Below are 22,899 nucleotides of genomic sequence, written 5' to 3'. Positions count from 1 at the left end.
GGTTTAAGCCGATTCCTCCGGTGGCTCCGATCATGAAGCACGTCCGAGCCCGGATCACCGCGGATGGTCGGGAGGGAGACATCCACCCGATGTACGACCTCTGGACCAACGCAGACTTCGTCGAGCGATCCGACGCACTCCAGTGGAACTTTACCGGAGACGCGCTGGGGATGCTCCATTACGCTATCGGTGACGCCGAGGCTTTGGAAGTCGCCGTCGAAGACATCCCGCAGGTGATCGGCTACGAGTTGCTGCCGGTCGGTGAAGACGCCTTCTACGTGTACGTTCGGGACGCGACGACAGACGCACTCGGTGAACTGTTCGGACCCATCACCGAGGGCGGGCTGATCGTCGTCCCGCCGATTCGCTATCACGAGGACGGGACGGTAACGTTCTCGTTGTTCGGCCCGGACGCGGAGATTCAGGCGGCTGTCGAGGCTGTCCCCGACGTGGTCGACGTGACGATCGAGGCAGTCGGTGGCCTCCAGGCGACGGCACAGACTGGCGCGGCCGCGCTCTCGACGCGTCAGCGTGAAGCCGTCACGACCGCAGTCGAGATCGGATACTACGAGATTCCACGCCACGCCAGTCACGAGGACGTCGCCGAGGCCATCGATTGTGCACCCAGTACCGCCGCCGAGCACCTCCGGAAGGCCGAGTCGACGCTCATCTCGACGATATTCCGTCAGTAAGAGACAACGGTTGACTTACTCCACGCCCGTGATATCTGTCACAGTCCCGACGCCCTTGCTCCGGCCCTCGCGGAAGACGAACCGCTGGCCCTCCTCGATTGAGTAGGGCCGAAACTTGAATCGCACTCTCGCCGTCCCCTTGTCACCGGGGAGGAGTCGACCACCTTCGGGGTAGAAGGCGGCGGCCTCGCTGACGGTTTCGAGGTGGACCACGGGCTCGTAGCCGTCGCCGATCCGGGTGGGGTGATTGAGAACCATCACCTCGGCCTCGAACTCCCGGACAGGGTCGGGGTCGGCCTTCCGGGGGAGCAGGACCATCCCGCGCTCGACGTCGGCTTCGCGGACCCCTTTCAGCGCGATGCCGACGATCCGGCCGGCCTGGGCCTCGTCGACGCGGTGGTAATGCATCTCGATCGAGCGGACCTCGACCTCCCGGAAGTTGCCGTCGGCCATCGGCCCGAGCAAGAGTTCGTCGCCGGCTTCGACGCGTCCGGACTTGATCGTCCCCGAGGCGACCGCGCCGACGCCGGTCACCTTGTAGGAGCGGTCGACGTACATCTTGAACTGCCCGTCGGCGGCCGTCTCGGTCTTCGGCAGACGCTCGAACAGTTCGTCCAGCTGGTCGAGCCCGACCTCCTCGACCGCCGACGTTCGGAGGATCGGGACCACAGTCTCGGAGATCTCCTCGACGGCGGCGTCCACGCCGTGGCGTTCCACGGGGAGGGGTGTCTTCTCCGCATCGCGCAGGAGTCGCTCTACCTCGCGTTCGACCTCGGCGAGTCGATCATCGTCGACCAGGTCGGTCTTCGTGATCGCGACCATCGTCGGCAGGTCGGTCGCCAGCAGGATACCCAGGTGCTCGCGTGTCGTCTTGGTCGGGCCGTCGTCGGCGGCCACAGTCAAGAGGCCGTAGTCGAGTTTCTGGCCGACGATACCCCGGATCGTGGTGCGCAGCCACGGCTCGTGGCCGACGGTGTCGACGAAACTCACGAGTCGATCCGACTCCTCGACGACACGAGCGCGGTCGGTCTTGCGGTCGGGGTTGTCCATCCGAACCGGACCGTCGTCGTCGAAGCCGTAGACGCCGTACGAGAGGTCCGCCGAGAGGCCGCGCTCGACCTCGTGGGGCTGGACGTCCAGGTACGAGCGAGTGCCGCCCTGGCCGTCGTCGGCCTGGCCCGTGACGAGCGAGCCCACGAGCGTGGACTTGCCGTGGTCGACGTGGCCCGCTGTCCCGACGACGATGTGCTCGTCGTCAGTCAACACTGTTCCCTCTCGTATCTCGGCGACGCCGACGATGCCGCCCCGTTCGTCGGCGCTCCAGGTCTGGACGTCTTCGATGTGTGCGCCGGCCTCTTCGGCCAACAGCGAGAGGACGTCCATCGACTCGGAGAAGGTGTCGGGATCGATCCCGGCGATGCCGCCGTCGTCGGTGACGCCGACGACGTAGGTGGCCTCGCCGTCACCCGAGAGCACGCGGTGGCGCAGTTGCGCTGCGAGGCTCTCGAAGCGACCGTCAGCGGCGTGCAGGTCTTTGCTGAGCCGCTCTTTGAACTCGACGCTGCCGCCCTCGCGTTCGCCGCGTTCGATCGCGCGTTCGAGGACGGCTCGGTCCCGGCTCATGGGCGAGCGTAGCGGGCCATCGATGATAAACTTTCTCCGGGTTCGAGAGCCTGAATCGCTGTATCGCTATATATCGATCCAGAGTGATGTGGAACGATATTCTAGCTGACCTCGAACACCGCGGATTTTTGCCCCGGGACCGAGAGCACACGCTCGATGGAACTGCTGTGGTGGGTCCTGGGCAGTGTCGTCGCGTTCACCGTCGTCGCCGTCGCACTCGACCGAACCGGGCGTCTGCCGGACGGGATCGAGGTATCGGGCCCGTTCGTGACGCTCCGATCGACGCGCCTTCGAGCGGCGCTGGACGTTCTCGCACGGCCGCGGCGGATCTGGCGTATCTTCGGGACTGTCGCGAGCGTCGTCGTCGCGCTGCTGGGAGCCGCGATGGCGCTCGGGGTCGTCCTTGCCGCGGTCGTCACGATCCTCGATCCCGGAGGCAGTCCGGTCCGACAGCCGACCACGATCCTGGTCGTCCCGGGGGTGAACGAGTTTCTCCCATTGGCGGCCGCACCCGAACTCGTGCTGGCGTTGCTCGTCGGACTCGTCGTCCACGAGGGGTGTCACGGCGTGCTCTGTCGCGTCGAGGACATCGCCGTCAGAGACGTCGGCTTGGTGCTGGCGACCGTCCTCCCGATCGGTGCGTTCGTCCAGCCCGACGAAGAGCGGGAGGGCGAGCCCGCGAGCTGGATCCGGATGTTCGCGGCCGGCCCGGCCTCGAATCTGGTCGTCACCGCGGCCACCTTCGGACTGCTGGTCGTCCTGCTCGGCGCGATCACACCCGTCGCTGGCGTCGCTGTCGGCGGCGTCTTCGCCGACGCACCCGCCGACGGCCACCTCCAGCGTGGCGACGTCATCACCGGCATCGACGGCCAGCCGATCACGAACGACAGCGACCTCGAACGCACACTCGACACCGCAGGCCCGACGGTCGAGGTCGAACGCGCCGACGAACCCTCCGTTACGATCGAGCGGCGCGTGACAGTCGTTCGCGCGAGCGGGCCGCTCGACCGCTCTCGGGGGACGATCATCACGGCCGTCAACGGAACCACCGTCCGGACCGAGCGGGAATTCCGAGCAGCTCTGCGAAACCACAGCGTCGCGCGACTCTCGACCGACGCGGGGCCAGTCACGTCGCCGATCGGCCTCTCGGGGACGGTGCTCGACGACGGTGGGCTGGCTGCCGCAGGCGCACCCGCCGAGGAGCAAGTCGTTCTCACCAGCATCGAGGGACGCCGGATCCTGGATCTGGACGATCTACAGGCAGTGCTCGAAAACGCCAGCGCGGACGCCTCGCTGGAGGTGACGGCCTACGTCGGCGGTGCTCGACAGCGCTACGACGTCCGGCCACAGCGCGGCTCAGGTGGTGATCTCCTGCTCGGCATCGCGGTCGATCCGGGGACGAGCGGCCTCCTCGTGACGGACTTCGGCGTCGGGGCCTACCCGGCGGATCGATACCTCTCGGTGCTCGGCGGCGGCGGAATCTCGGGCGAGCGCTCGCTCCTTGGGCGACTGGTGACGTTTCTGACCCTTCCGCTGGCGGCGCTGGTCGGGGTCGCGCCGTACAACTTCGCGGGTTTTCTGGACCCGACGACCGCCGCGTTCACGCTGGAGGGACCGCTCGCAGTGCTGGGCGGGGCGACGTTCACGCTGGCGAACGTCGCCTACTGGCTGACCTGGCTGAACGTGCAGGTCGCGCTGTTCAACTGCCTGCCGCTGTGGCCGCTGGACGGCGGTCGAATCCTCCGCCTCGGCGCGACCGACACGGCCGACCGACTGGGCGTCGAGTCGACCGAAACGGTCGGCTGGGCGGTCACGGCCAGCGTCGGGACCTCCCTCGTGGTGCTGTTGCTCGCGGTGATCTTCGTCCCTGTCGCGCTCGGATAGAGCGGAGTGTCCTTGCGCACCGGAGGGCGGTCACTCGTCGACGACGCCGCCGTCGAGGTAGTAGTCGATCCGATCGACCGTCGACGGCGAGACCTTCCGAAAGGTGAGGACGCGCTCGCCGTCCTCGCGGCGATCCTCGAGGATCTCCAGCGTCAGGGAAAATTCCCGGAGGTGGTCGAGCAGTGCGTCGATCCGCTCGGGGTCGCCCCGGACAGTGTGGTCCTCGCCGACGGTCTCGCCGTCGGCGATCGCGTCGATCGTCTCGACCATGGGCAACAGGATCGACTCGCCCAGCTCCCGGGCCCGCTGGCGCAGACGCTCGGGGTCGTCCTCCAACTCGGCCGCCTGGAATCCCTCCCGGACGAGTCGCGAGAACAGGAAGTCCCGCCCGTGCTCGTAGGGTAGCGAGAAGGCAAAGGCGAGTTCGTTGTGGTGCTGAGCCCGCGTCGTGTACTTCACCATCCGGGCTCCGCTGGGTGCTTTCATCACGATCCCCTCACGCTCGTCCGCGTCGAGATCGGCGAGGACATCTTCGACGGCCGCGGCGGCCGTGGCCGGGTCGTGCCACCCGAAGAACGGAGGCTGTTCGAAGCCGTATTCCCGGCAGAGTTCGCGACGGCGCTCGACGGGCAGTGGGTCGCCCGAGTGGCGCTCACGCACGTCGAACACCCGGATCGCGTCGGACTCGATGTCAGGGTAGTCGTGGGAGGTGTAGGGCGTCTCGGGACCGATCAGTTCCGCACAGAGGATCAGATCGGGGCTGTCGTCGAAGAACGCTGCCGGGGAGAGCAGGTCGCGGGCGCGGGCGGTCGTGTACGGGCAGACGTACCCGCCGCGGGTGAACGCCAGCGCCTCGCCGTCGACCCTGGCAACGCGGACGTTGAAGCCGTTGAGTTTCTCCTCGACGGCGATCCGCTCGGCGTCGGGAAAGAACGATCGAACGCCCGGATCGAGGACGAGGATTCGGGGAATCGAGGGATACCCGGGAACGACCTCGCCGGTCTCCTCGACGAGTACCGTCCCGCGGTCGAGCCCGTGGCGCGCGTCGGACAGGACCTGAAAGGTCAGCCCGCGGGCCGACCGCGTCTCGAAGTGTTCGAACAGCTCGCCGGGTTCGTCGGCGGCCGTCTCCAGGCGGTCGAACCACTCCTGGTCGTCCATACCTGAATTGAGGGGCGCTGCGACGAAAAAAGAGGGGGCGCGGGTGGTGACACGCAGCCCCCAGGATTCAGAATCGGATCGAACAGGGTGGTAGGCATATATCCCTCGGCCGTCAATACTCGGCCATGCGCGAGAGACCGCCGCGCCAGCAGTTCGTGCTCGACACGTCGCTGTTTCTCACCGAGGAGATTCGCGCAGATGGCGAAGACCTCGAAGACGCAATCGTGCGGCTGCTGGAGCTGATCGCGACGGCGCGCCTGGAGTTGAACATCTCCTGTCACATGCCGCCGTCGATCCACGACGAACTCGTGACGATGCTCCGCGATCGTGACGTTTCGGCGGACACGATCTCGAAACTCGACACCTGGGTCGTCCGCAAGAGCCCCGACCGCTACGGCGTCACGTTGCCGGCCGACCTGGTCTACGAGTTCGTCGACGAGATGAGCGACCGGGTCGACCGCGGCCTGCGCGTCTCCGAGCAAGCCCTCCGGAAAGTCGAGCAACTCGACCCCGAGGATCTGGACACCGACGAGGACGACTCGGCGGCATACATGACCGAGGCCGACAAGGTGCTCTCGGACATGCGGGACAAGTATCGCCGGGCGCTCAGACAGGGCGTGCTCGACTCCCGGGAGGACTTCGACCTGCTGGTGCTGGCCAAGGAACTGAACGCCGGCGTCGTCACCGAAGACCGCGGGATCATCTCGTGGGCCGATCGCTTCGGCCTGCGATACGTCCGCGGCGGCCAGTTCCCGACACTGCTGGAGGAGTACATCGGCGCGACCGGCGTCGAAGACGCCGACTCCTGACGTGCGCCGGCCGGGAGCGAGAGCGAAACACCGAACACGGTGGCCACCGACGGACGTTGTATGTCACCCGAAACGCGAACGCGCGTCGAGGACGTCATGTCGACGCCGCTGGAGACGATCTCGAAGAAGGCCACGGTCCAGGACGCCGCCGAACACCTCTCCGAGCAGAACATCAACGCCCTGTTCGTCCCTGGCTCCCAGGCGGGGATCATCACCAACTCTGACGTCGTGACCGTGGTCGCCGACGGCCGCGACCCCACCGAAGTCACCGTGGCCGACGTGATGACCTCGCCCGTCGAGCGCGTGGCGACCAACCTCGAACTCGGCGAGGCGGCGGCGATGATGACCACCTACGGGATCAAACACCTGCCCGTCATCGACGACCACGGCGACTACGTCGGCATGGTCTCCTCGACGGACGTCACCGACGACGCGGCCTGAGAAGGTTTAATCGTTGTTCGTCCCAACAAGATAGTACTGCCAATGATTCTCACAGTCACGCCGAACCCGGCGGTCGACCAGGTCATCACGCTCGAGGAGCCACTCGAACCCGACAGCGTCCAGCGGGGGGAGGAGACACGCTTCGACTCGGGCGGCAACGGTGTCAACGTCTCACAGCTCGTTCGCGCACTCGACGGGGAGACACTCGCGACCGGCATCGTGGGTGGATTCACGGGCTACTTCATCGAGCAGAACCTCGCCGAGTTCGACGTCCCGACGGACTTCGAGGAGACGACCGACGGACCGACGCGGCTGAACACGACGATCCACGCCTACAGCGAGGAGGCGATCCAGACCAACCGCGTCGACGACCCCGCCGAAACCGAACGCGTCCGCTATCAGCTAACCCAGAGCGGTCCGGCCGCCTCCAAAGAGTTGATCGACGACCTCGTCGAGACCGTCGTCGAACACGACCCCGAGACCGTCTACATCGGCGGGAGTCTGCCACCGGGCATGGACGCCGCCGACGTCGATCGGATCGCGGCCGCGGGTGACTGGGAGACAGCGGTCGACGTCCACGGCGACATTCTCGACCAGCTCGAAGAGCGCTACGAGTACTGCCGGCCGAACGAGACCCATCTGCAGGAGGCGACCGGAATCGAGATCGACTCGATCAACGCCTGCGAGGAAGCCGCCATCGAACTCCAGAAGCGCGGATTCGAACGCGTCATCGCGACGATGGGCGAGGAAGGGTCGATGATCGTCAGTGGCGAGCAGACGCTGTTCGCGCCCGCGCCCGACGTCGACGTTGTAGACGTCGTCGCCGCCGGTGACGCCATGTTCGGAGCGATCCTGTGGGCCCACCAGCAGGGCTGGAGCGACGAGACGGCACTGAAAGCCGGCGTCGCCGCCGCCCGCAAACTCATCACGACCAGCGGGACCAGTGTCCGCGATCTCGACATCGAGGAGACGATCGACGACGTGCGCGTCTGGCAACTCCAGACGTAGACCAGATCGCTGTGTAGACACTGCCCCCGGCCATTTCTCGCAGTGTTTTACCGGAAGAAATTTATATACGATCTCGTGAACACCACGCCTATCGGGATTGGAAATTATCTTTTCGTATCTTTTTTGTAGTTCGAAAGTGTTAATAACAAAATCCGATCAGTGTGAGATGTGCAGCGACGTAACTTCATCGCAGCAGTAGGCTCGGCGACGGTCGTCGGGTTGACTGGCTGCATTGGTGGGGGTAGCGGTAGTGGAAACGGCAACGGAAACGGCGGTGGCGGGTGCGGTACGCCCGACGACCTGGAGGGCGCGCTGCCCGACAGCGACGACTACGAGCAGATCGGTGAAGCGGCGACGTCCGAGAGTGAGCGATTTTCGAGCGTCAGTGCGTCGTTCGAAGATGCAGACGGGGCTGTCTACATATTCAACATCAACAAATTCGAGAACCCGGACGCGGTCTCAACGAGCGAGACGTCTACCGCGGCCGAGGACGAGGTCCATGGCGAGATCGTCGCCGACACGCATCTCTACCAGATCTTCGGCCCGGACAAAGAGAGCGTCAAGGAGCTCGCAGCGGCATCCAGTGCTCTCGATAGTGGCTGTATCGACGCCAACATCGAGTGGATCTCCGAGTAAGTGTCTGCTGGGGTGGACGATTCAATCGACACGATTTTTTCGTTCCTCGTACCGTCGAGACACGGCCGTATCGGGATCTGTGACTACTGTTCGATCAGGTCGGGCTGCTTCGGCGCACCCATCGCGTAGACGGTGTTGTGGCCCGTGATCTCGACGTCGACGAAATCGCCGATCTCCAAGCCCTGTAACTGTGCGTTCGGGAGCGCGACCTGGCGGTGGGCCTCGTCGTAACCGACCAGCGACTCGTCGGTCCCGTCCTCGGTGAGCAAGACCGTGTGCTCGGTCCCGACCATCGCCTCGTAGGCCTCGCCGACGACGTCCATCTTTAGCTCGCTCATGGCCTTCGAACGCTCCTTCTTGAGCGTGCCGCCCAGGCCTTTCATCTTCGCGGCGTCGGTGCCAGGCCGCTTCGAGAAGCGCGTGACGTTGAGCTTCTCGGGTCGCGTCTCCCGGATGAGGTCCATGCTGGCCTCGTGGTCCTCGGGGCCCTCCGTGGGGAAGCCGACGATGAAGTCCGTCGAGAGGGTCCAGTAGTCGAGATGGGCGTCGAAGGCCTCGACGATTTCGCGGTATTGGGCGACCTGGTGCTGGCGGCGCATGTCCGCCAGCACGTCGTCCGACCCGCTCTGGACGGGCGCGTGCAGGAAGTTGTAGATCTCCTCGTGTGCGGCGAAGACCGCGGCGAGTTCCTCGCGAATCCCGTGGACGCCGCCAGGGTTGGCCATTCCTAATCGGACCCTGAAGTCGCCCTCGATCTCGGTGCAGATGCGATCGAGGAGTTCGGGCAGCAGGCTCTCGCCTTGATTGATATCCCAGCCGTAGACGCCCGTGTCCTGGCCTGTGATTCGAATTTCTTTCGCGCCGCCGTGGACCAGCGCGCGGCCCTTCCGGACGTTTTCGTCCACTGTGGGCGAGTCGATCTTGCCCGTCGCTTGCTTGGTGATGCAATAGGAGCAATCGCTCATACACCCGCGGGCGATGGGGAGGATGCCCGTCACCCCTGTGAGCACGGGGTCGGTGTCCGGGGTGACGGTCGGACACTCGCCGTTGAGGACGTGGTCGGGCACCTCGTCCCAGTGCAGGATCTCGGCGTCGACGCCCGCATCCTCGAACTCCTCGCCCTGGGCCAGGGCCATACAGCCCGTGATGACCAGGTCCGCCGGGGTCTGCTCGTCTAGCTCTTCGGCCCGCGCGAGCATGTTGCGCTCGGTCTTCTCGACGACCGTGCAGGTGTTGAGGATGGCGACGTCGGCCTGTTCGGGTCCCTCGGCGGGGTGGTGGCCACCCTCGCGGAGTGCGCGCTCGATCTGCTGGGTTTCACCTCGATTGGAGGTGCACCCGTACGTCTCGATGTGATAACGGGCCATGCTGGAACGTCTCTGTTGTTTCTTCTCAACGTGTGCGCGGCCAAAAGCGCGACGGATTGGCCTGCAATACGAACAGACTAATCATCCGGCGCGTGCTGGCGAACCGGTCGTGGTGAGCCAGCAGCGCGCGAGGGATGACTGAGCGAGCGCTGCGAGCGAAGGAATCGGCTGGGGAGGACGTGGCCTGCTGTGGGTGGGACTGAAAGGGGCGGCCGGCTCGTAGAGCGAGGTCGTTCGAAAGGCGCAAGCGCCTTTCGTGATGACGAGAGAGCCTTGCTCTCTCGGACCACGACGTAAGGACCGCAGCCCCAAGGCGAGGACCGCAGCGAGCCGCAGCCTTCGAGCCGGCCGGGGCTTTCTGGCTGTGCTCCGCAGTCCAGCAGGTCCAGAAAGCCCCCGGACTCTCGCCTCCCGCGACTCGCTGCGCGCTTCACTCGCTTCGCTCGCTCCAGTGCTTACGTCGCCGGGGTTCGTCGAGAGTCCGGTCCCTTTCAGTCCACCCCACTGGACCGCAACCGCGCCACGCCCTCCCCAGCCGACTCACTCGGTCGCGATGCTCCCTCGTTCGTCCCTCGCGTGAAGTCGCCGCGAGACGAGACTCGCGACCGCACACGCCACAATCCCTCCATACGAAATCACAACCCATAGCCGCCCAGACCCACAACACGAAACGTAGATGTCCTGGCTCCTCCTCGTCGTCGCCGGCCTCTTCGAGGTCGCGTGGGCGATCGGACTGGCCTACTCCGACGGCCTCACGAAGCCCGCCCCAACCGTGGCGACCGTCGTCGCCCTGGCGATCAGCATGGTCCTGCTGGCGAAGGCGACCCAGACCATCCCGATCGGGACGGCCTACGCGGTCTGGACTGGAATCGGCGCGGTCGGCACGGCACTCCTGGGGATCGCCCTGTTCGACGAACCGGCGACGGTTGCCCGCCTCCTGTTCGTCTCGCTGATCGTCGTCGGCATCGTCGGTCTCCATCTGGTGTCGCCGACGCACTGAATCGAGGGGAGAGCGACCACTAGCACACTGAGTATAAACAGTCCCGGCCGTTACACACCGACGTGTCCCGCCGGTATCCACAGATTCGACCCGAATCCGCGGTCTTTGCCTCCGGGGTCGCCAGCATGGGCCTGGAGATCCTGGCGGGCCGGATGGTCGCGCCCGCGTTCGGCTCGTCGGTCTACACCTGGGGATCGATCATCGGCGTCTTCCTCGCAGCGTTGAGCCTGGGCTACGCACTCGGCGGGCGCTACGCCGCGACTCACGCGAGTAATCAGGCACTGGCAATCCTCTCGGCAGTCGCAGCGGTCTCGGTGGCGGCGGTCGCAGTCGGCGGGGACGTCGTCATCACGTGGTTCGATACGCTGAATCTCGTCGAGCCGCGCTACGCTGCGATCCTCCCCGTGACGCTGCTGTTCGGCCCGATGACGTTCCTCCTGGGTGTGATCAGCCCCTTCGCGGCCGAGCAGTCGGCCGCCGAGAGTCACGGCAGCGCATCGGGTCGTGTCTACGCCGTGGGGACGATCGGCTCGATCGTCGGCGCGTTCGGTGCGACCTTTCTGCTCATCCCGGCGTTCCCGGTCGGCGAAGTCGCGCTACTGCTCGCGCTGCCGCTGATCGTCGTCGCCGTGCTGGTCGGCGATACCGAACCGCCGACCGTCGCCGCCGTCGGTCTCGCGGTCGTCGCCGTCGGTCTCGCGGGATTTCTCGTCGTCGCCGGTCCCCCGATGACTGGCGACACGATCTACGAGACCCAGACCGCCTACTCCGACCTCGAAGTCCGCCAGGACGAGGGCGTTCGAACGATGTACATCGGGGGCGTCCCCCAGAGCGCGACCTACGTCGACGGCCGCGAGGGCTACGTCTTCGACTACGCGCCGTACATGCACCTCCCGATGTTGCTGACCGACGACGTCGACCGCGTGCTGTTCATCGGCGGCGGCGGGTTCACCGGTCCACAGCGCTACGTCGAAGAGTATCCCAACGTCACCATCGACGCCGTCGAGATCGACCCACAGGTCGTCGACACCGCCGAGCGATACTTCGGCTTGCAGGAGAGCGACCGCCTGCAGGTCCACGTCGCCGACGGCCGTGAGTTCCTCCAGTCGACCGACCGGACCTACGACGTGATCATTCTGGACGCCTTCCAGGCCGACAAGGTCCCGTTCCACCTCACTACCAGAGAGTTCGTGGAACTCACACGCTCGAAACTCGACGAGGACGGCGTCCTCATGGCGAACATCATCTCCGCGCGCTCGGGCGAGGGCTCGGCGTTCTACCGCGCGATGATCAAGACCGTCGACACCACCTACCCCCACCTCTACACGTTCCCGACCGCCGATACCCCGAACCTCCAGAACATCGAACTGGTCGCCACCAAGCACGCCGATTTCACCCAGGCTGACCTCCAGCGGCTGAACGACCGCCGCGATATCGGTCTCGATCTCAGCGAGGAGATCGAACGCTACCGGCGGGCCGAGACGGTCCCGACCGGTGACGTTCCGATCCTGACCGACGACTACGCGCCCGTCGACTCGCTGCTGGACGAGCAGGTCGACAAACCATACGTCATCACCGGCTGGAACGGGACGACCGCCACCGGATGAGTGACGCGGTTGACAGAACGGAACCATTATTTTGTCGGAGCGAAGTTGTCGGAATGTATGACGTCCAAGAGAGTGACAGCCCTCCTGTTAGTCGCCGTCCTGCTGGCGTCGGCGGTCGGCGGAATCGCGAGCGTCGCCGCCGCCGGCCCCAGCGACGGTGGCGGCGCACCGTCCACCGCCGCGCAGGCGGCAAACGAGACGAACGCAACCAACGAGACGGAAACGACCAACGCGACAGCAGCCGACGAGGCCTATGTCACCGACGACGGTGACGTCGTGCTCGTCTACAATTACGAAGAGCCGACCGGAGACCACTCGATCCCGAGCGGCCACGCTGGCGTCGACGTCTCCGAAGGCCTCGCACACGTCCGGATCGACGGCGAGGAAGTCGACGCCAACACGACCGGCGAGGTGACCCTGTGGGCCAGCCCGGACGAGATCGCCGCCAACGGCACGCTCTCGACGCCACAGCCGGACTGGCTCACCAGTCTCGACGCCGACATAGAGAGCGTCAGCAACGAAACCGAAAACCGAGGATCGCTGACCGTCGACGCGACGATGGCTCTCGACGGCGAGGCCAGGGCACTCTCGATGGTCCAGTACGCCGGCACGAGCGGGTTCGTCGAGACGACGCCCACCACCCTGGAGTCGAACGGCTCGGCCGGCATCGAGACGGCAATCGGGTTGGGAGCCGATCGGAACCACCACGTCGTCCTCACCGAATCCGACGGCAGCTACACACTCGCCGTCGAGGAATCGTACGTCCTCCAGGATCGCTACGGCGAGGACCCGACCGAGGGATGGGACAGCCGCGACACCGCCCGTGAGACGCTCGAACGTGAGTTCTGCACCGCAAATGATACCTCTTGTTCGGTCACGGTCGAGAACTACGCTCTGAGCGACGAGAACCGTCTCGATCTCTCCTACACGGTCACCTACGACGGCGTTGACGCGGCGATATCCGAGGCGATCGTCCGGGGACTAACGATGTCCAGCGCGAACGTCAGCGAGGCGCAGGCCAGCGACCTCGCCGCACACGTCGAGAACGTGACTCTCTCGCGAGTCGAGGCCCAGCTGGTCTCGGCGGGTGGCGAGACGAGCGCCACGTGGAACGTCAGCCTCGAGGGCAGGGACGACCTCACGCTGGCGTACGCCGGCTTCCTCGAACTGCTCGGGCAGGTCTCGAACGAGCGCGGCGGCATGCCGGGCGGTCCCGAGATGGCCGTCGGTGGTCCGTTCGGCTCCTCGCCCGAGGAACTGGCCGAACAGTTACAGACCCAGGTCGAAGCGAGTCGCGCCGCAAACCTCCAGCAGTCGACCCAGTGGGATCTCGCGTTCACCACCAGCGGGTCGACCGCCCAGCTGAACGGGACAGTCGACAGCGAGACGACCAACTGGGCGAGCTACGTCGACGAACTGGAGGCCCGCGACGGTCCCGTGCCGGCTTCGACGGCAGCCTCACTCGACATCGGGACGACCGGTGATCGCGTCGAGATCGACGGCTCGATGACCGTCGCCGACGACGATCTCCTGCAGAGCGCGCTCGAATCGTACAACGAGACGCTCAGCGAGTACGGTGCCGAGACGGCTCGACTCACCGAAACGATTGACGCGGTCGAAGCGGCCAACTTCACGCGCGCCCGGATGGACCTCTCGGTCGACGATCGCGTGACCTACGAGGGCGCAGTTGCTGTCGAGAACGCGTCAGCACTCTCCGCTCGGCTCCCCGAACCGTTCGCGTCGATCGACGGGAGTTACACCAGCCTCGACGGGAGTCAGACGATCGTTCGCATGGAAAACGCCGTCCCGAGTGACGCCGACGTCAGCGACGTCGAGGAACTCGCACTCGTCGACGAGGAGACCGTGATCACCCTCGGCGGTGAGGGTGACTGGTCGTTCGACTCGCTCGACGTCGACTACGTCGAGAGCTACCTCGGACTGCGATCGAGCGACGACGGGAGCGACGACCTCCCAGTCGTCGTGCTGGCCGGTGGCGGGCTTGCAGTCACCGCCGCGGCTGGCGGTGGGGTCGTCCTGTTCCGTCGACTCTAGACGCGCCGGAACGCTTCGAGGATCGCCACACCCGAAGACGCGCCGATCCGTTCGGCCCCCGCGTCGAACATCGCTCTCGCTTTCTCCCACGTATCGATCCCGCCCGAGGCCTTCACGGGCAGATACGACGCCATCAACTCGACGTCGTCGACGGTCGCGCCGCCATCGGAAAATCCAGTCGCGGTCTTGAGGTAGTCCGCGCCCACGTCGACTGCCGCCTGACACGCACGGTGTTTCTCACTCTCCTCGAGCAACGGCGTCTCGATGATCACCTTCACTGGGCGTGCGGTAGCAGCGACGACCGCCTCCAGATCGCGACGAAACGCCTCGTCGTCGCCGACCTTCAAATAGCCGACGTTACAGACGACATCGAGTTCGTCCGCGCCGGCCTCGGAGAGATGCTCGGCCTCCGCAGCCTTGGTCTCGGAGGTGTGCTGGCCGTGAGGAAACCCGACGACTGTCGAGAGCGAAACGCCGGGAGCGTAGTCGCTCGCCATCGAGACGAAACACGGGGGAACACAGGCTCGCATCCCCTCGTCGATGGCCGCGTCGAGGACGGTGAGCACGTCCTCGTCAGTCGTCGTCGGCCCCAGGACGGTGTGTTCGATCCGTGCCGCTACCTCGGACTCGTTCATGCTGCAACCGACGACCGCCGCCAGCAAAAACGCTCGCCCGGTCAGTCGCCCTGTTTGGGCGGCCAACCACACCCGTCTCACGTCCAACCGACATCCTTTCCACCGTCGCGTGCGCGTCAGTGTACATGCCGCTGCTCCCGAGTGGGCTCGTCGTACCCCCGCTTCCCTACGTAATCGCCGTCGTCGTCGCGGCCGCGACCGTGGCCTCCTTTCTGGTCTCGCTCGCGCCGCGCGTCGAACAACAACACGTCTTCGCGTTCACGCCGTGGATGGCCGTCGGCGCGAGCGCGCACGTCTTCTACCAGCTCGAACCCGCCGTCGACGTCTACCCTGCCTGGGCCGAACCGTTGTTTGGCGCACCGATGGTCTACCTGACCACGTTCGTCGCGCTCGGGGCCGTCTGGACGTTCCTGGCGTTCGGGAGTTCGGTCAACCCCGACGAAAACGACAACGTCGCGCTCTTTCTGGGACTGGCCGGCACTGCCGTCCTGCTCGGACTGCTCGGCGTTGCCGCCTGGCGCGAGGCGTTCGTCGGCGTCGAGCCGTTCTGGTCGGCCGCCGCGCTGGTGATCACCGTCCCCGTCACGATCGGCGTCTACTTCACGATCGCCTACACTGCCACGGGCGTCGTCGCCCGGGCGAAGCTGCTCGGCGGCCTCGTCATCTTCGCGCACGCCCTCGACGGGATCACGACCGCCGTCGGTATCGACATCCTCGAAACCAGCGAGCGCTCACCGCTCCCGCGGACGATCATGGATCTGGCCGGCCAGCTCCCCGTCGCCGAGACGATCGGCGTCGGCTGGCTGTTCGTCCTCGTCAAGCTCGCGATCGCCGTCATCGTCGTCGTCGCCTTCGCCGACTATCTCGAATCCGACCCCGTCCGCGGCAACCTCGCGTTCGCCGCCATCATCGCGCTGGGACTCGGACCCGCCGTCAACAACCTCCTGCTGTTCGCGCTCCGAGACAGCGCCGCCCTCGCGACTGTCGCCTCCTGATTTCGGGTCTCTATCACACCGCGCTGATCACCCACGACAGTTCACGTGGCCGATTCGACGATCCCCGCCGTCGTCCTCCCTCCAGTACCACCGATACGCTCGATAGGAGGTCGGCTGGCCACTGCCGCCGCGAGACGAGAGGCGTTCGTGCTGGGGAAGTACGAGACGCGACTGAAAGGTGTCTCTAACGTGGACGATGGTGGCCGACATGTCAATGGAAGAGTGAGCCACAAGAGCGTCTCGAAAAACGAAGCGCGGAGTGCAACGAACCGCCAGTGAGGCGCGACTGGGGTATCCGTCGGCGGCGTCTTCGAGTAGCTGAGGCTGCATCGAGAGTCGACCGTACACCGACCTTGAGAGTTACGTGACTTCCCTCTGCAATCGTTGGGTGATCGCCAACGGATCTGTCCCCGTGACACTCACGGAGTAGACGACACGCGTCCAACTGCTCCCATCGGCACTCGCCCAACCGTGCCATCACGTCGCTGCGGTACTCGACAGGAGAGTGCTGCTGCTGTGGGGCGTGAAAAAATAAAGAACGTCAGGAGTCGGCTAGGCCGACTTAGTTGTTGCGGCGAACCGCCAGCAGGGCAGCGCCGAGGAGCGCGACCAGTGCGACAGCGATACCGAAGCCGGGGCCGTCCCCGTCACCGGTGTCGCCGTCGTCAGTCGTGGTGTCCGTCGGCGTGTCCGTCGACGTCGTCGTCGGCGGCGTCGTCGTCGTCGGCGGCGTCGTCGTCGTCGGCTGTCGCTGCACGGACACGATGGCGTTGTCGGTCACCGGGGCACCGTCGGCCGTGTACGGGCCGTCAGCGTCCGGGAAGTCGTAGACTTCGTCGCCGTTGGTGTCCATGTGCGGCATCGCCTGGACGTTGTTCTGTCCGCCAGCGAGGCGCTGGTCGAGCAGGACGTCAACGTCCTCGTAGGTTCCGGGTTCGAAGTAGGCCGTGTGGCCGATGACGTCGCCGGAACTCACGTTGTGGATGACGACGTAGCCACCCTCTGGCAGGAAGACCTCGTCCACGGTGACGATCTCACCGTTCTGGCTAACCTGCGGGTTCATGGTGACCGTCGCCGTCGGCGGCGACTGCAGCGTGAAGCTGACGGAGTCGACGCCAGCGATTCGCGCCGTGACTTCGTCGCCAGCGCTCAGCGAGCTCAGGTCGAACTCAGCCGAGAAGGTGCCGTCGGCCTGCACCTCGGCCTCGGCGTCTTCGAGGTAGCCGGGGCCGCTGACTTCGATGGTGTAGGTCGTGCCTTCGTCAGCCGAGCTCGTGCCGGAGACGACCTGTCCGCTCTGGGCGAACAGTTCGAGGTCCGTGTCGAGCTGGGCCGGCGAGCGGACCTGGAAGCTCTGGACGATCGGCTGGTAGCCAGCCGGTCGGGTCTCCAGGCTGTACTCACCGAGCTGTGCGCTCTCGGGCACGCTGATGGTCGCCATACCGCTGGCGTTGGTCGTCACGTCGGAGATCGCGTTGCCGTTAGTGTCCGACAGCGTGACGCCAGCGCGACCGATCGCGTCGCCGGTTGCCGCTTCGGTCACCGTGACCGTCACGGAGCTACCGGGCGTGACCGACTCGGTGTTGAGGGCGAGGTTGGCCTGCTTGTTCGAACGCAGGACGTCGAAGTGGATCGTCTCGCCCGAGATGTTCTGGACTGCGTTGAAGTCCGTGTCAGTGAGCGTGATGACTTCCTGACCCGTACCGGTCGGGGTCAGCGTGAGGTAGCCGACCTGGCCGGCTTCGTACGGGATGTTCAGGTAGTCCTCGTTGTCCGTCACCAGCACGCTCGCGTTCTGCAGTTCGGTGAGCGTGTTGATGGTGTTCTCGTTGACCGGATCGGAGGTGGTGTTGACCCGGAACGTCTGCTCGGGCAGCACGAGGTCGTTCTCGTCGGCCGGGAACGCCTCGATCCGGATCGTCTGGGTCACGTCGTTGGCGAGGATCTTGTTGCCAGTCTCCTCGCTGATCGGGAGCTTCGCACCGGACTGGTCGTAGACTTCGACCAGCGGGCGCGTACCGACCGGGCTGTCCTCGAAGACAGCGTTCGGTGCACCCGTGCCAGTACCGTCGGCCCAGAGGTTGTCAGCCGCGTCCTGGATGGACACGTTGTACTGCATGTCGAACTGGAAGTCCGCAGCGTCGACGTCAGCGTCGGTCGGCTTGACGTCGAACTGGAACATCCCGTCCTCGTTGTTCAGCGCGAGTGCGCCACTGTCGGCGTCACCCTCACCGAGGTCGTTGCCGAGCGTGTCGTGGAAGACGACTTCAGCGTCGTCGGCGTCGAAGTTGTAGACGTTGCCGTCACCGTCGACACCGGACCAGCTGAAGGCCTCGTCAACGGTCGTCTCCGAGAACTCGGAGCCGTTGATCGGCGTACCGAAGTAGTCGGTGAGCGTCGCGTTGACGCGGTACCAGCGGTCGATCTCGGCCGTGACGTTGTCGACGTCGGTGACGGTCTGGAAGGCGTCTTCACCGGGCACGTGATCGATGTCGGAGTCGTCAGCGTCGGACGCTGCGAGGATCTCCGTCTCGACCTTCGGCTCGGCGACGTCGATGTAGCCAGTGGACTCGTTCTGCCACGAGGCGTGGCTACGGTCGGCCGTCTCGATGCTCAGTCGGTAGGTGTCCATCGCACGCTCTGGGTTGTCGGCCTCGTTCGGATCGTCGAACGCGAAGACACCGCCCTCGTTGAGGTCAGTGCCCCAGCCGACCTGGGTGCTCGCGTCGGAGTCCGTCCAGTAGGTGCTCTCGATGTCGTCGATGACGTAGTAGCCCTGGCTGGCGTTGCTGGCGTCCTCGTCGAACAGCACAGCTGCTTCAGCCGGGATACCCTCCTGGTCCGGACCGGTCAGCGTGACCAGCCCTTCCTGGGAGAGTTCGTTGAGGCCAACGGTGGTGTTACCCATACCCTCAGTCAGGTCGACCGGGGTGCCGTTGTCGTATTCGAGATGGAACGCGATCTGCTCGTATTCCATCCCTTTGGTCATCGTGAACGCCGGCTGACCGAAGTCGTTCGTTCGGCGGCCGGAGTATTCGCTCGTGTTCTCCGGATCGAAGATGATGTTCATCGGACCCGGAGCGATGTTCAGGGTCTCCAGTGCGCCGCGGTCGACCTCGTCGCGTTCGAGCGCCTGGTCGCCGTCAGCGTCGATGTACTGGTAACCCGTGAACGTCAGGTCGGCGAGCGTCTCGCCGATACCGTCGTTGTTCTGGTCGACCCCGCGCGGGCCAACCTGAACGTTGGAGAACTCGTACTCGCCGTCGTTGACGTTCGACGTTCGAGCGTCCGTCTCGTTGAGCGCGTTGCTCGTAGTGCCGTAGGTCCGAGCGAGTCGGATACGGCCGTTGTTGATCGGGACGCCGTCCTCGTACGGTGCGGTGAGGACGGAGGTGAGGTTCGGGGTCGTCCGACCCATGACTTCCGTCACGACTTCGCCGTCGATCTGGAACTCGGAGATGTTGAGACCCGTCGCGTCGATCGACCACGTCGCGGGCGACTCGCCCTCGACGTTGGCCGTGATGTCGACCGTCGGGTCCTCACTGACCGCTTCCTGCGGTCGCAGCGTGACCTGGTAGCGACCGTTACCGAGGTAGGTCGCGCCAGTAGCGATACCGTTGTCGCTGGACAGCGAGACGGTACCGTCGTTGTCGGACGAGACAGTTGCGCTAGCTTCGAGACCCGAGACCGTGAAGTTAGTCAGGTTGCCCTGACCGGACTGCGGGACGATAGCGTTGTTCTCGTCGTCGACGAGGTTGAACTGGATGTAGTAGTTACGCAGTTCGTCGAGCTGCTGGTTACCGTCCCAGCCGACGCGGTAGCCGCTCTCGATAGACTGTCCGGCGTCGCCCCGAGTTTCGGGCTGGGGCAGGACCTCGATGACGGACGGTCCATCATCCTGCAGGATGTCGAGACCGGAGTTGTCGTCGTAGATGTTCTTCTTGACGAAGTTGACCGGGTCGGTGCCGGCGGAGGTGATCGTCTCCGAGGCCTCGTAGTCCGGCGAGTTGGGCGTGTCGGCGGCGTCGTTGTTGTTCTCGACACCGTCGGCACCCTCGTCCTCAGCGTTCTCGAGGTGCGCGTTGACCTCGGTGCTGATCGGCGTGACCGTGAAGCTGGCCTGGCCGTTAGCGTCGGTCTCCACGTGGAAGTACTCCACGTTACCGTCGTCGTTGGTCGGGCCCACCGCGATGATGGGGCTCCCAACGGAGACGGAGGACGCGTCGAACTCACCAGTGACGTTGATGTAGCCGTCGTAGTCGGTGTCGCCAGCCTGACCCAGGTTGAGCGCGTCGCCGTTCTGGGAGTCGTTCAGCTGGACGTTGTAAGTGGTCGGGAAGTTCGCGACCTGCTGACCGGAGTCCGTGGTGAACTCGAAGTCAGCGGTCTGCGGACCGACCGTGATGTTCTGGTAGCCGATGAAGCCGCCCTCGTCAGTACCGAGGTTCCAGTCACCGGCGTCGTTCATCTGGAGCGTGAAGCCGAAGGACCCGTCCTGTGCGGACTCGGTGGTCTTTCGGGTCTGGCCACCGGGGTCGATGACGCGAAGACCGTAGTTGCTGAGACCGCCGTCGAAGTTTTCGACCATCCCGTTGACGACGTCGACCGTGTCACGGTAGGATGGCTGATCGACGATGGTGCCGTTCACTTCGGTTTCGCCCTCGACGCTGAGTCGCGTGTCGATCTGGGCCCAGCCGTTGTTGTTGTTGTCGGCCGGCGTGTTCGCAGACTCCTCGCGGACGTAGACGATGTAACTCGGCTGGGAGTCGACACCGTACTCGGCGTCGTCGGTCGGGTAGTCGTGCGAGAAGTTGCCCGCACCGTCGTCGACGACGTTGAACGTGCGACGGACCTGGAACTCGCCGTTACCGGTGTCGGAGTCGGCCAGGATCTGCGTCTCGGCCGCACCGACGCCGTCGAAGCTCGAGAGGTCGCCGTCGTACTGGAGCGAGTAGTCGACAGTCACGTCGTCTTCGAGGTTGCCGCTGTCGCCCGTCCAGTACTCGTAGATGCTACCGTAGATGGTCGTGGTCTGGCCGTGGAGAACCTCTCGGGAGTCCTCGTCCAGCTTCACGACGTAGTTGTCGGTCTCGTAGTCGAACGTACCGATGTTGACGTTGTTGACCCAGTAACCGATCTGGGATTCGTCAGCGCCAACACCGTCGTCTTTCGCGGCCGGGATCGGTGCCTCGATGGTCGTCCCGTCACCGTTGAGGTCGGTGAGCTCGGTCGTGTCACCGTTGTAGAGGTGCTCGGCGACGACGTTCGCACCGTCGACGTCCGCGATCGGCGAGATCACGTGGATGTTGTCGCCAACCTGCTCGGACTGGTTGTCGTAGGTGGCCGGGTTGAAGCCGGGGTTCGGACCGGCGTCGAGGCCAGCCAGACCGTCAGTGACGTACACGGAGTTCGGGTACGCCATGCTGTTGCCGTTGGCGTCCTGGGGGTTCGCGTTCGTGTCGACCCAGATCTCGTCGTTACCGATGTCGTTTGAGTCGACCTCGGGCTCACTACCGGCTGCAAACTCGACGACAGCGACCGTGTTGGTCGAGGAGTGAGTGACGGAGGAAATCGATTCGCTACCGTCACCACCGAGGCTATCGGCGTTCATGCCGACTTCGCTGAGCTGCAGGCCGTCACCGTCGCCGGTCTGGAGCGGCTCACTGAACCGGAGGATAGCGCCGGTGAAGTTGCCGTCCGTCTCGGAGTACGCGTTCAGGTAGACCGGCGCAGCACCGTCGCCCGCGGTCACGACAGAGTCGCTGTCCGGACCGGAGTTGCCGGCCGGGTCGTCGATCGAACCCTGATCGACCTCGACGTTCGGCGTGATGGCCGTGTCGATGTCCGGCAGGCTGTTGTCGGTCGTGTCGAGCTCGACGATGACGCCGTTGTTTGCGCCACCGTTGTTGTTGACGGTGTTCACGTCGATCTGCTCACCGTTGAGGGTGATCATGAAGTCACCAGCCGTCGCGGACGAGGCGTCGACAGCCTCGTCGAAGTAGACTTCGATGTTGTCGACCTGACCGTCGTCGTCGTAGTCCTTGGTGTAGGCCGAGTCGAGCTCGGGACCGTCACCGTCGTCGGCGGTGAAGGTCGCGACTGTGTCAGCACCGGAGACCGAGAACGGCTTGTTCGTGTCGTCCTGGCCGTTTTCAGTGCTGCCACTGCCGTAGGTCCCGTCCTCTTCGATGGCGACGATGCCGTACGTCGTGCCGTCGGTGAGGCCGCTCGGGATCGTCAGTTCGCCCTCGACCTGATTGTCGGAGTCGTCGAGGTCGTCGGTGCCACCGTCTTGGATGGTACCGAGGACCTCGTCGGCCTCGATCGTGCCGTTCTGGTCAGAATCGAGCGCGAAGACGACGTCTTTGCCTGTCGTAGCTGTATCAACTGTAACCGTAACCGTAGAACCTGGTGCTCCACTGTTCGGGCTCACCGCGAGGTTGCTGGCAGTACTCGAGTTGCCAGCAGCCGCTGAACCCGTAAAGGCGACGCTCACCGCGAACACTGACATTACCATCAGTGCCGCGAGGAACACCGCACGCAGTTTCTCACCAGGAGACGTATTGTTTCCTGTCATGAATTGTCATAGGAGTCGTTACCGCGCACGCAAGTGCGGGGAGCCGATGCGTTTGCCGTTATGTATGTCATTGAGTTTACCAGCCTCAGTTCTGGCTACAGAGGATACAATCTAACGGTGTCGTTAAATACTTTGTGTCCTCGGATAGTGTCTATTTACAGATTCCATACCAATGCTATCGGCAGCAGTGCGTTTCGGAAAACCGCAACCAGAGAGCTGTATTTTCGATCTGAATTCTCCGTCGGACCAGAGTTTATGACAGAATTAGTGGATAGAAACGCTGTGTGGTAGCTAGTCGCACCGGGGAGCAACGGTAGGGCTGAATTACCGAGATCGCCGCCAGATTGGTAGTGTGTCACACACGAAAATCAAACGCAATCAGTACGGCTGTTTCGGGAGGCCAAGTCGAAAA

The 22,899-nt window shown here is 64.8% G+C and carries 15 protein-coding genes; 10 read left to right on the top strand and 5 right to left on the bottom strand.

Annotated features, from left to right (window positions below; translation table 11 throughout):
- The first annotated feature begins 32 nt into the window (after positions 1-32).
- Positions 33-692 (top strand): helix-turn-helix domain-containing protein, encoded by a 660-nt coding sequence (locus DV733_RS10190; RefSeq protein WP_049994790.1) that lies wholly within the window; start codon positions 33-35, stop codon positions 690-692.
- 15 nt (positions 693-707) lie between these two features.
- Here DV733_RS10190 and DV733_RS10185 read toward each other — a convergent pair whose 3' ends face one another.
- The gene (locus DV733_RS10185) at positions 708-2,315 is read right to left on the bottom strand and encodes a GTPBP1 family GTP-binding protein (RefSeq protein ID WP_049994791.1); all 1,608 of its coding nucleotides are present in this window, start codon (positions 2,313-2,315) and stop codon (positions 708-710) included.
- Between the two features lie 156 nt (positions 2,316-2,471).
- Between DV733_RS10185 and DV733_RS10180 the strand changes: the two genes are divergently transcribed.
- Positions 2,472-4,199, top strand: coding sequence for a site-2 protease family protein (locus tag DV733_RS10180; protein ID WP_049994792.1), 1,728 nt, complete (start codon positions 2,472-2,474; stop codon positions 4,197-4,199).
- A gap of 30 nt (positions 4,200-4,229) precedes the next feature.
- Here DV733_RS10180 and DV733_RS10175 read toward each other — a convergent pair whose 3' ends face one another.
- Positions 4,230-5,360, bottom strand: coding sequence for an RNA ligase (locus tag DV733_RS10175; RefSeq protein ID WP_049994793.1), 1,131 nt, complete (start codon positions 5,358-5,360; stop codon positions 4,230-4,232).
- Between the two features lie 125 nt (positions 5,361-5,485).
- Between DV733_RS10175 and DV733_RS10170 the strand changes: the two genes are divergently transcribed.
- The 4 genes from DV733_RS10170 (at position 5,486) to DV733_RS10155 (ending at position 8,254) form a co-directional block, all read left to right on the top strand.
- A complete protein-coding gene (locus DV733_RS10170; protein ID WP_049994794.1) occupies positions 5,486-6,169 on the top strand; it encodes an RNA ligase partner protein in 684 nt (227 codons plus the stop codon).
- A gap of 60 nt (positions 6,170-6,229) precedes the next feature.
- Complete coding sequence (locus tag DV733_RS10165; protein ID WP_049994795.1) at positions 6,230-6,610, top strand: CBS domain-containing protein; 381 nt, start codon at positions 6,230-6,232, stop codon at positions 6,608-6,610.
- Between the two features lie 42 nt (positions 6,611-6,652).
- Positions 6,653-7,618 (top strand): PfkB family carbohydrate kinase, encoded by a 966-nt coding sequence (locus DV733_RS10160; protein WP_049994796.1) that lies wholly within the window; start codon positions 6,653-6,655, stop codon positions 7,616-7,618.
- Positions 7,619-7,786: 168 nt separating this feature from the next.
- Entirely contained in the window at positions 7,787-8,254 is a 468-nt protein-coding gene (locus DV733_RS10155) for a hypothetical protein (protein WP_049994797.1), read from the top strand.
- A gap of 83 nt (positions 8,255-8,337) precedes the next feature.
- On the opposite strand, the gene DV733_RS10150 is transcribed toward DV733_RS10155, so the two are convergent.
- Positions 8,338-9,621 carry a tRNA (N(6)-L-threonylcarbamoyladenosine(37)-C(2))-methylthiotransferase gene (locus tag DV733_RS10150; RefSeq protein WP_049994798.1) on the bottom strand — a complete coding sequence of 428 codons (1,284 nt, stop codon included), beginning with the start codon at positions 9,619-9,621 and terminating at the stop codon, positions 8,338-8,340.
- Positions 9,622-10,297: 676 nt separating this feature from the next.
- On the opposite strand from DV733_RS10150, the gene sugE reads away from it, so the two are divergent.
- The 3 genes from sugE to DV733_RS10135 all read left to right on the top strand — a co-directional run bounded on the left by sugE (position 10,298) and on the right by DV733_RS10135 (position 14,280).
- The gene (gene sugE, locus DV733_RS10145) at positions 10,298-10,621 is read left to right on the top strand and encodes a quaternary ammonium compound efflux SMR transporter SugE (protein WP_049994799.1); all 324 of its coding nucleotides are present in this window, start codon (positions 10,298-10,300) and stop codon (positions 10,619-10,621) included.
- Positions 10,622-10,683: 62 nt separating this feature from the next.
- Positions 10,684-12,228, top strand: a complete 1,545-nt coding sequence (locus DV733_RS10140) for a spermidine synthase (RefSeq protein ID WP_237560519.1) — start codon at positions 10,684-10,686, stop codon at positions 12,226-12,228.
- 57 nt (positions 12,229-12,285) lie between these two features.
- Positions 12,286-14,280: a hypothetical protein gene (locus tag DV733_RS10135; protein WP_049994801.1), complete on the top strand. Its 1,995-nt coding sequence runs from the start codon at positions 12,286-12,288 to the stop codon at positions 14,278-14,280.
- On the opposite strand, the gene deoC is transcribed toward DV733_RS10135, so the two are convergent.
- Positions 14,277-14,915, bottom strand: a complete 639-nt coding sequence (gene deoC, locus DV733_RS10130) for a deoxyribose-phosphate aldolase (RefSeq protein ID WP_049994802.1) — start codon at positions 14,913-14,915, stop codon at positions 14,277-14,279. The genes DV733_RS10135 and deoC overlap by 4 nt on opposite strands.
- Before the next feature lie 125 nt (positions 14,916-15,040).
- On the opposite strand from deoC, the gene DV733_RS10125 reads away from it, so the two are divergent.
- Positions 15,041-15,910, top strand: a complete 870-nt coding sequence (locus DV733_RS10125; protein WP_049994803.1) for a DUF63 family protein — start codon at positions 15,041-15,043, stop codon at positions 15,908-15,910.
- 562 nt (positions 15,911-16,472) lie between these two features.
- Here DV733_RS10125 and DV733_RS10120 read toward each other — a convergent pair.
- Positions 16,473-22,487: a DUF7282 domain-containing protein gene (locus tag DV733_RS10120; RefSeq protein ID WP_079979513.1), complete on the bottom strand. Its 6,015-nt coding sequence runs from the start codon at positions 22,485-22,487 to the stop codon at positions 16,473-16,475.
- Positions 22,488-22,899: the final 412 nt, after the last annotated feature.

This window comes from Halapricum salinum (assembly GCF_004799665.1).
Classification (GTDB): domain Archaea; phylum Halobacteriota; class Halobacteria; order Halobacteriales; family Haloarculaceae; genus Halapricum; species Halapricum salinum.
Note: the sequence above shows the minus strand (reverse complement) of the source record. Positions and strands in the feature narration are given on the sequence as shown.